The sequence below is a fragment of the Kitasatospora sp. NPDC059722 genome (assembly GCF_042733235.1).
Taxonomy (GTDB): domain Bacteria; phylum Actinomycetota; class Actinomycetes; order Streptomycetales; family Streptomycetaceae; genus Kitasatospora.
The window spans coordinates 33,498-40,611 of sequence record NZ_JBHWGD010000072.1; the positions used below are offsets into that span (position 1 = coordinate 33,498).

At 75.4% G+C, this 7,114-nt stretch carries 8 protein-coding genes; 3 read left to right on the forward strand and 5 right to left on the reverse strand.

The genetic code is table 11. The annotated features are described in order from the left end of the window. A partial coding sequence (locus ACFV4F_RS33100) for a LuxR C-terminal-related transcriptional regulator (protein ID WP_380508140.1) occupies nucleotides 1–530 on the forward strand: 530 nt, incomplete at its 5' end. 163 nt (nucleotides 531–693) lie between these two features. Here the strand turns inward: ACFV4F_RS33100 and ACFV4F_RS33105 are convergent. The 5 genes from ACFV4F_RS33105 to ACFV4F_RS33125 form a co-directional block, all read right to left on the reverse strand. Next, the gene (locus ACFV4F_RS33105) at nucleotides 694–1,437 is read right to left on the reverse strand and encodes a hypothetical protein (protein WP_380508143.1); all 744 of its coding nucleotides are present in this window, start codon (nucleotides 1,435–1,437) and stop codon (nucleotides 694–696) included. Between the two features lie 101 nt (nucleotides 1,438–1,538). Then, nucleotides 1,539–2,228 (reverse strand): DUF6304 family protein, encoded by a 690-nt coding sequence (locus tag ACFV4F_RS33110; protein ID WP_380442665.1) that lies wholly within the window; start codon nucleotides 2,226–2,228, stop codon nucleotides 1,539–1,541. A 314-nt stretch (nucleotides 2,229–2,542) separates the two neighbouring features. After that, on the reverse strand, nucleotides 2,543–3,460 hold the full coding sequence (locus ACFV4F_RS33115; RefSeq protein WP_380442663.1) for a DUF1648 domain-containing protein: 918 nt from the start codon (nucleotides 3,458–3,460) through the stop codon (nucleotides 2,543–2,545). A gap of 86 nt (nucleotides 3,461–3,546) precedes the next feature. Further along, on the reverse strand, nucleotides 3,547–3,894 hold the full coding sequence (locus ACFV4F_RS33120) for a GntR family transcriptional regulator (protein ID WP_380442661.1): 348 nt from the start codon (nucleotides 3,892–3,894) through the stop codon (nucleotides 3,547–3,549). Nucleotides 3,895–3,923: 29 nt separating this feature from the next. Continuing rightward, on the reverse strand, nucleotides 3,924–5,372 hold the full coding sequence (locus tag ACFV4F_RS33125) for a purine-cytosine permease family protein (protein WP_380508146.1): 1,449 nt from the start codon (nucleotides 5,370–5,372) through the stop codon (nucleotides 3,924–3,926). 348 nt (nucleotides 5,373–5,720) lie between these two features. On the opposite strand from ACFV4F_RS33125, the gene ACFV4F_RS33130 reads away from it, so the two are divergent. Both ACFV4F_RS33130 and ACFV4F_RS33135 read left to right on the forward strand, forming a co-directional pair. Beyond that, the gene (locus ACFV4F_RS33130; protein WP_380442657.1) at nucleotides 5,721–6,275 is read left to right on the forward strand and encodes a universal stress protein; all 555 of its coding nucleotides are present in this window, start codon (nucleotides 5,721–5,723) and stop codon (nucleotides 6,273–6,275) included. 6 nt (nucleotides 6,276–6,281) lie between these two features. Continuing rightward, nucleotides 6,282–6,704: a hypothetical protein gene (locus ACFV4F_RS33135; protein WP_380442655.1), complete on the forward strand. Its 423-nt coding sequence runs from the start codon at nucleotides 6,282–6,284 to the stop codon at nucleotides 6,702–6,704. Nucleotides 6,705–7,114: the final 410 nt, after the last annotated feature.

The window sequence follows — 7,114 nt, forward strand, 5'->3', positions numbered from 1 at the left end:
ACACACAGACTCTCTCGAGCTGTGGGGCGCGAGTGACTCACACCCCCCCCCCCCCCCCCCGCCCCCCGCCCGCGGCCGCCCCGACCCGGGTCGTCGTACTCACCACGTTCGACGACGACGACCACGTGTACGCGGCGCTGCGGGCCGGGGCGTCCGGGTTCCTGGTCAAGGACATGGCGCTGGACGACATCCTCGCCGCCGTGCGGGTGGTCGCGGCGGGGGAGGCGCTCATCGCGCCGAGCGTCACCCGCCGCCTGATCTCCGCCTTCGCGGGGCAGGCCCCGGCACCGGTCTCCGCATCGGCGTCGGAGCACCCGCGCCTCGCCGCGATCACCGGGCGCGAGCGCGAGATCCTCACCCTCGTCGGGCGGGGCCTGTCCAACGGCGAGATCGCGGCCGAGCTCGTGCTCAGCATCGCCACCGTCAAGACGTACATGACCCGGCTGCTCGCCAAGCTCGACGCCCGCGACCGCGTGCAGCTGGTGATCCTCGCCTACGAGGCGGGCCTGGTCTCCGCGACGGGGTCGTGAGGCCGCGCGCTCGGCGCTCGACCGCCACACCCGCGTCCATCGCGATGTCCCGGTCGCGGCCGGGTACCAGCGCGTTCTTCGTGGTGCGTCCGTCCGTGTCGCGTCCAGCGGGCCGCCGCGCGGGGCCGGCCCCGCGCGGCGGTCACGCGAACCGGTGCGCCGGCTACTGCGGCGCCGGGTCCGCGGTCGGTGCGACGGTGGCGCGCGAGCCGGACGGGCCCGCCGCGGCGGCGAGTTCGACCGCGGCGCCCGTCCAGGCCGCGCCGAAGGCCCAGGTGGCGAGCCATTCGCACAGGTAGACCGGGCGGATCGGCCAGTCCGTGCCGAGGTGGGTGAGCGCGGCGACGGCGGCCAGCAGGAGCAGCGCGGGGATCAGCACGCCGGCCGCCAGGTAGCCGCGGGCGACCCACGGCTTGCGCTCGTACCGCGGGTCGCGGAAGGAGTAGACGGAGAACAGGGCCAGGACGATGTACAGCAGCGCGGCGAGGACGAGGTGGACGGCCCCGATCGTGGCCTGGAACGCCGTCGGGTTCGGTGGCGAGGTCGGGCAGAGCGCGACACCGAGCGCGCACGCCCCGGCCGCCGTGCTCCAGCGGTCGTCCCGGCGGTCGAAGCGGTAGCAGACGAGGAACACCCCGAGGGCGCACAGGCTCCCGACGAAGACGTTCCGCGTGCTGGAGTAGTAGGCGCCGCTCATCGACGCGGGCCAGTAGCCGTTCGTGCTCAGGCCCCTGAGCTCGGCGAACAGCCAGTTGCCCAGCGGCAGGGCGATCGGCAGGAGGATGCCGATCAGCCCGACGCCGAGGCGCAGGAAGGTGACGGTCCGTTCGTCCTGGGAGCCGGACGGGTCGGTCGGGTCGGACGGATCGGGTGAGGGAGTTCTGACGGCACGCCAGTGGGGGATCATGGACGCCTCCTTGAGGCTCGGCGCTGCCTCTGTTGTACCCGCGCCGCCGCACGACCCCACACCACCGGAACGAGTGGTTTCCGCTGGGTGCGGCCCCGGTCCTACCCCCGGTAGCCGGTGCCCGGTCGGCGGGGCTCGAACTCGGCGCAGTGGAAGGTCTCCTGGGCGAAGCCGGTGCGGCGGTCCCAGAGGCGGAAGATGTCGGCCTTGCCGGTGACGCCGCGGTAGGCGTCCTTGGCGCCGCGGAAGCAGGCCATCGAGCCGATGAAGCCGGAACCGGCCGGGGAGTAGTCGGAGAACGCGCACGCGATGCAGGCCGCGAGGGCGGTGCCGGGCGGGAGCCGGCGCTGGAGGTCGAGGAGCGCGTCCTCCATGTCCTCCCAGGGCCCGCCGGAGGCGACGGTGCCGGCGTCGTCGGGCAGGTCGAGTTCGAGGGTCACGTGCAGGGCGTCGAGACTGCCGTCGGGGTTGGCGTCGCCGAGGACGAGCCGGGCGTGCAGGAGGCCGGGTCGCGGGTCCGGGCCGGGACCGGTGACCTGGAGCGGGGTGCGCCACTCGATCGTGCAGGAGCAGAGTTCGTCGAGCCGGGTCAGGTCGGGCGGCAGGGCGTCCTCGTCGAGCCGGCCGACGAGTTCGAGGGAGTCGAGGCTGTCGCCCTCGTACCGGTTGCCCCGCAGGAGCAGGGAGAAGGTCTGCCCGTCGTTGACCAGGACGGTGTCGGCACGGCCCCATCGGTCGGTGACGACGGCGGGCAGGCGCAGCGGCGGCTCGTATCTCAACTCGCTCGGCATAGGGGAATTATGAGGCGCGGGGCGGGGCTCCAGCCATCGTTTCGAAGGACTTCGAAGGGCTGCGCAGGACTTCGGGGAACCACGACACGGCCTCCGCGCCCGGATCCTGGACGGAACGCCGCAGCCCGGGAGGAACGCCGCGGCGCCCCGGGGCGGCGCGCCGCCGGCGGGGCGCGCGGGGGGGGGGGGCCCGGCGCGGGGGGGGGCGGGCCCGGGGGCGCGCCCCCGTCCCGGGCCCGCCCCCCGCCCGCCGGGCGCCACCGCCGCGCCGCGGCCCGCCCCCCGCCCCGGGCTGCGGAAGGTGGCGGGGGAGCTCAGGCGGTCGTGGCCTTCGCCCGTTCGGCGAGGGAGTTGAGCAGCGCGGCGCCGCGTTCGGCGTCGTCGACGCTGACGGCGAACCGGTGGCCCTGGCGGCTCTCGACGACCAGGCAGTCGCCGCCGCGGAGCATCAGGGTGGTGCCGAGGCCGTTGACCCGGTAGCCCCAGCCGCCGGCCTGGGCGGCGGTGCGCCGCTCGGCGCGGGCCGCGCCGATGTCCGCGGGGGACCAGTGCCGCCGGGGCCAGCCGAACGGGCCGAAGCCGACGTCCAGGCCCTTCGTGGTGACCCGGGCCTGCACGGAGGAGCAGGCGAGGACGGTCAGCGCGAGGATCGCGAGCGTGGTGGTGAGCGACCAGTGCCCGGGGGTCAGCCCGGTGGCGCCGGCCAGGGCGGTGCCGGCCGCGCCGAGGCCGAGGACGGCGGCGGCGAGCTGCATCCAGACGTTGGAGGTGCGGGACAGCCAGACCACCCGCTCCCCGGCCGGGAGCGTCATGACCGGGCCGCGCGGGCCGGTGGGGGCGGTGCCGGTGGCGGGCGTGCGGGTCGCGAGCCAGGTGACGAGGCCGGCGGCGCCCGTCGTCAGGACGATGAGGATCACCCAGGCGTCCATCGAGGCGGCGTCCTGCCAGCGTGCGCGGTCGAGGTTGGCGTGCACGATCGACGCCTGGGCGCCGCTCAGCAGCACCCCGCCGGCGGCCAGGATCGCCCCGGGCGCGCCCGGCGCCTGGCGGCCCCGGAAGCGGCGGACGACGGCGGCGAGGGCGACCAGGCCCAGCCAGATCACGGCGGGGAACAGCGCGGCGGCGGTGAGCGACATCGAGCCGTCCGGCCGACTGCCGCTCCAGTGGGTGGCCACCGGGTCCGGCAGCCGGTCGGCCGCCGCCAGCGGGAGTGCGACGAGCAGCCCGAGCACGCCGGCCGCGAAGGCCGCGGCCGCCCAGGGCCCTCCCCGGCGTGGCCCTCGCTCCGTCGCGGTGGGTACTACAGGCTCCGAGTCGTTCACGGCATCCCCCTGATCAGATCCACGAGATCGTTCCTGCTGTAGCCGGCCTGGGCCGCGTCCGCGATCAACTCGCGTACGCGGTCGACCAGTTCGGCGCGCGATCCGGCGTCGGCGGCGATTGTGATGCCGCGGCCGCGGCGGAACTCCAGCACGCCCTCGTCGCGCAGGGCGCGCAGCCCGCGCAGGACGGTGTTGGTGTTGACGCCGAGGGCCCGCGCGAGGTCCCGGGCGGGCGGCAGCTTGTCACCGGGGGCGCACTCGCCCTCGGCGACGGCCCGACGGATCGCGCCCGCCACCTGCTCGTGCAGGGGACGGGCGTCGCCGATGTCCAGCTTCAGCAACATGGTGCTACTGACGATAGCACCATGCGGTCTCAGTGCACCGTTTCGGAGGTCGTCTCCCGGACCGCCTCCCGCTTCGCCAGCGCCGGCGCCTTGCCGCGCGCCCCGCGCGAGAGCAGCACGTAGAGCGCGGCCGCGAGCGCGCCCGACAGCACGAAGCTCAGGTCGATCCCGCCGGTCAGCGGCAGCAGCGGCCCCTGGTAGGCGGGGGTGTCCACCGCGCACAGGCCGAGCGCGCTGCCCGCCGCCCAGGCCACCGTCGCCGGGACGTTCCAGCCGCCCCGGTACCAGTAGATGCCGCCGCGGGTGCGCTGGTTGAGCACCTGGAGCGAGTGCTGGTCGTAGTCGCCGCGGAAGCGCCGGTGCCCGATCAGCGTGATCACGGCCCAGGGCGCGCCGATCGCGGTCAGCACCAGCACGAAGGAGGTGACGGCGTCCTGCGCGTTCCACACGAAGTGGCCCAGGAAGACCAGCACGGCCGAGAGCGCCGCCACGACGTAGGTGGCCTGCAGCCGGGTGGCGCGCGGCAGGATCGCGTCCAGGTCCAGGCCCATGCTGTACAGCATCAGGCCGGTGTTGCCCGCGCTGCCCAGCAGCCCGTTGATCAGCAGCGGCAGCAGGAACCAGGCCGGGGCACCGGCGATCAGCCCGTGCACGTAGTCGTTGCCCGCGCCGGTCGCGACGGCGGTGAAGGTGCCGAACACCTGGGGGATCAGCAGGCCCAGGAACAGGCCCAGGCACGTCGACCACAGCACCTTGCGCGGCGCGTGCCGGGCCGGGGAGACGTACCGGGTGTAGTCGCCCAGCAGGGTGATGAACGCGATCGGCCCGCTCAGCCCGGCCGCGACCACCGCCAGCAGCCAGGTCGGCCAGAATCCGCCCAGCAGGTAGGCGCCGTGCGCCGAGCCGTCGAAGTGCGGGGCGAACGCGAACAGCCCGGCCAGCAGCAGGGCGCCCATCGCCCACATCAGCACCCGCTCCAGCTTCAGCAGCAGCCGGTAGCCGAACACGGCCGCCGTCGCGCTCAGCACCGCCAGCACGCTGTACGTCGCCACGTACGCGACGCCGTCGGCGGGCAGCCCCAGCATCCGGTTGAGCGCCCCGACCACCACGTCGCCGCCCACCCACAGCGCGAGCGCCGTGTACCCGAGCGACAGCAGCAGGCCGACCACCGAACCGATCAGCCGCCCGCGCACGCCGAAGAACGCGCCCGAGCTGGTCGACAGGTTCGTCGCGGTGCGCAGCGACACCAGCGCGAGCGGCGCCGTCAGCACGATCCCCGCGACGGTGCCGAGCACCAGCGCGCTCAGGCTCGCCCAGAACGAGAGCCCGAACGAGACCGGCAGCCACCCGAACACGACGACGCCGAACGCGAGGTTCGAACCGACGAGGATGCTGACCACGTCCCGGGGAGTGCTGGTGCGGTCGGCGTCCGGGATGGTGTCCACCCCGTACTGCTCGATGTGGGTGCTCTGCGGCATGAGGGAAGCCTTCTGGTGCAGGAATCCGCCCGGAATCGGTCACTCCGGACGGCCTGCCAATCCTTCGCCACCCGTCGCCGCCGCAATAGGGGCGATCCGGACGAACCGCCGCCTCCGGATTCCGGACGCGCCTTGTTGCATGCCACAAAGCCGCAGGTCACGGCCGCCGTCCCGGAGTGAACCCGGCCACGGCCACGGGCCCGGCGTATGGAACGCGCTCGGAAGGCCGCCCCGGACGTCAAGGAAGCGCCAAGAAACGCCACCCGTGGTTCTTCCGGCGATTGGCTGGAGGCGAACGCGGCACCGCGGTGAACGGCGGCCCGCGAACGACGACCCGAGGACGACACCATGCACGGCAACCGGCGGTACGACGACTGCGGCACCACCCGGGTGGTGGTCGGGGTCAGCGGCTCACTGGGCAGCCTCGCGGCGCTGCACCGCGCAGCCGCCGAAGCCCGGCGCACCGGCGCCGCGCTGGTGCCGGTCCTCGCCTGGGAGCCCCCGGGCGGCGAGCTCGGCTACCGCCGCTCGCCCTGCCCGCCGCTGCTCACCGCCGCCCGCGACGCCGCCGACCAACGTCTGCGCGACGCGCTCGACGCGGCCTTCGCCGGCGCCGACCCGGGGGTGCCGGTGCACCCGGTCGTCGTCCGCGGCGAGACCGGGCCGGCGCTCGTCCACATCGCCGACCGCCCCGACGACCTCCTCGTCCTCGGGCACGGCGGAGGCCTGCTGCGCCGCGGCTTCCGGCGCTCCGTCGCGTCCCACTGCCTGCGCGAGGCCGCGTGCCCGGTGCTGACCGTCCCGGCCCCGCCGCTCCAGCGCGAGCTGGAGGCCCTGCACCGGCGCACCCGGTGGCACCTGCCGATCGGCCACGTGCCCGAACTCGTCGGCACGAAGGGGTAGTCGCCCGTGCGGATGTACTCGGCGCGCCCCGGCGGGCAGCGCTACCGCCCGGTCGTGGACCGGCTCGCGGTGGCGGTGTCCGGCACCGTCGCGCTCGTCGCCGGGGGCGTCCTCGCCCTCGGCCTCGGCACGCTCGGGGAACTGCACTCGGGCTGGTTCGCCCTGGCCGCGTACGCGGCGCTCAGCGGGCTGACGGGCGCGTTCTCCCGGCCGTCGGCGGCGCCGGTGATCGGGCTGTCGGCCTGGCTGTGCTGCAACGCGTTCGCCGAGCACCGGCACGCCGAGCTGGGCTGGTCCGGCCCGTGGCCGGAGGGCGGCCACTTCGCGCTGTTCACGGCCGCGGCGCTGCTGGTGGCGCTGCCGAGCGCCGTGCCGCGCCGGACGGTCCGGGTCGCGAGCGTGCGCCTCGGGCGGCGGCCGGGCCTCTGACCCGGCGTGCGGCCTGGGCCCCGGCCCCGGGCGTCCGACGCGGCCGCCAAGGCGGCGTAAAGATCGGCGGGCGGCGCGTCAGGGAGTCGTCAGGAACGGTCGGCCGGGCGCCCGGCGAACCTAGCGTGAGCTGCGCAGAAACGGTTCGGCGCCGGGCTTGCAAGGGCCCGTCGGCGAACCGCGCCGACCCCGGGTCCCGGCCGGTTCCTCCGGGACTCTCGGCAGCCGGTGGAAAACAGGTGAAGGGGGCGCGCGGCGATGCCTACAGGTACGTCGAGCGGTACGGTCGTTGTTGGGGCAGCGGTAACGCCCCGGGCGGCGAGCCCCGCCACCGCCCGGCCCCCCCCCCCGCCCCCCGCCCCCCCCCCGCCGCGGCCCCCCCCCCCCGTGGGACCCCCGCCCAGGACCAC

Coding starts and splice junctions, on each gene's coding strand:
- ACFV4F_RS33105 (WP_380508143.1), bottom strand. CDS start 1,437: ATGATCCCCCACTGGCGTGCCGTCAGAACTCCCTCACCCGATCCGTCC.
- ACFV4F_RS33110 (WP_380442665.1), bottom strand. CDS start 2,228: ATGCCGAGCGAGTTGAGATACGAGCCGCCGCTGCGCCTGCCCGCCGTC.
- ACFV4F_RS33120 (WP_380442661.1), bottom strand. CDS start 3,894: ATGTTGCTGAAGCTGGACATCGGCGACGCCCGTCCCCTGCACGAGCAG.
- ACFV4F_RS33125 (WP_380508146.1), bottom strand. CDS start 5,372: ATGCCGCAGAGCACCCACATCGAGCAGTACGGGGTGGACACCATCCCG.
- ACFV4F_RS33130 (WP_380442657.1), top strand. CDS start 5,721: ATGCACGGCAACCGGCGGTACGACGACTGCGGCACCACCCGGGTGGTG.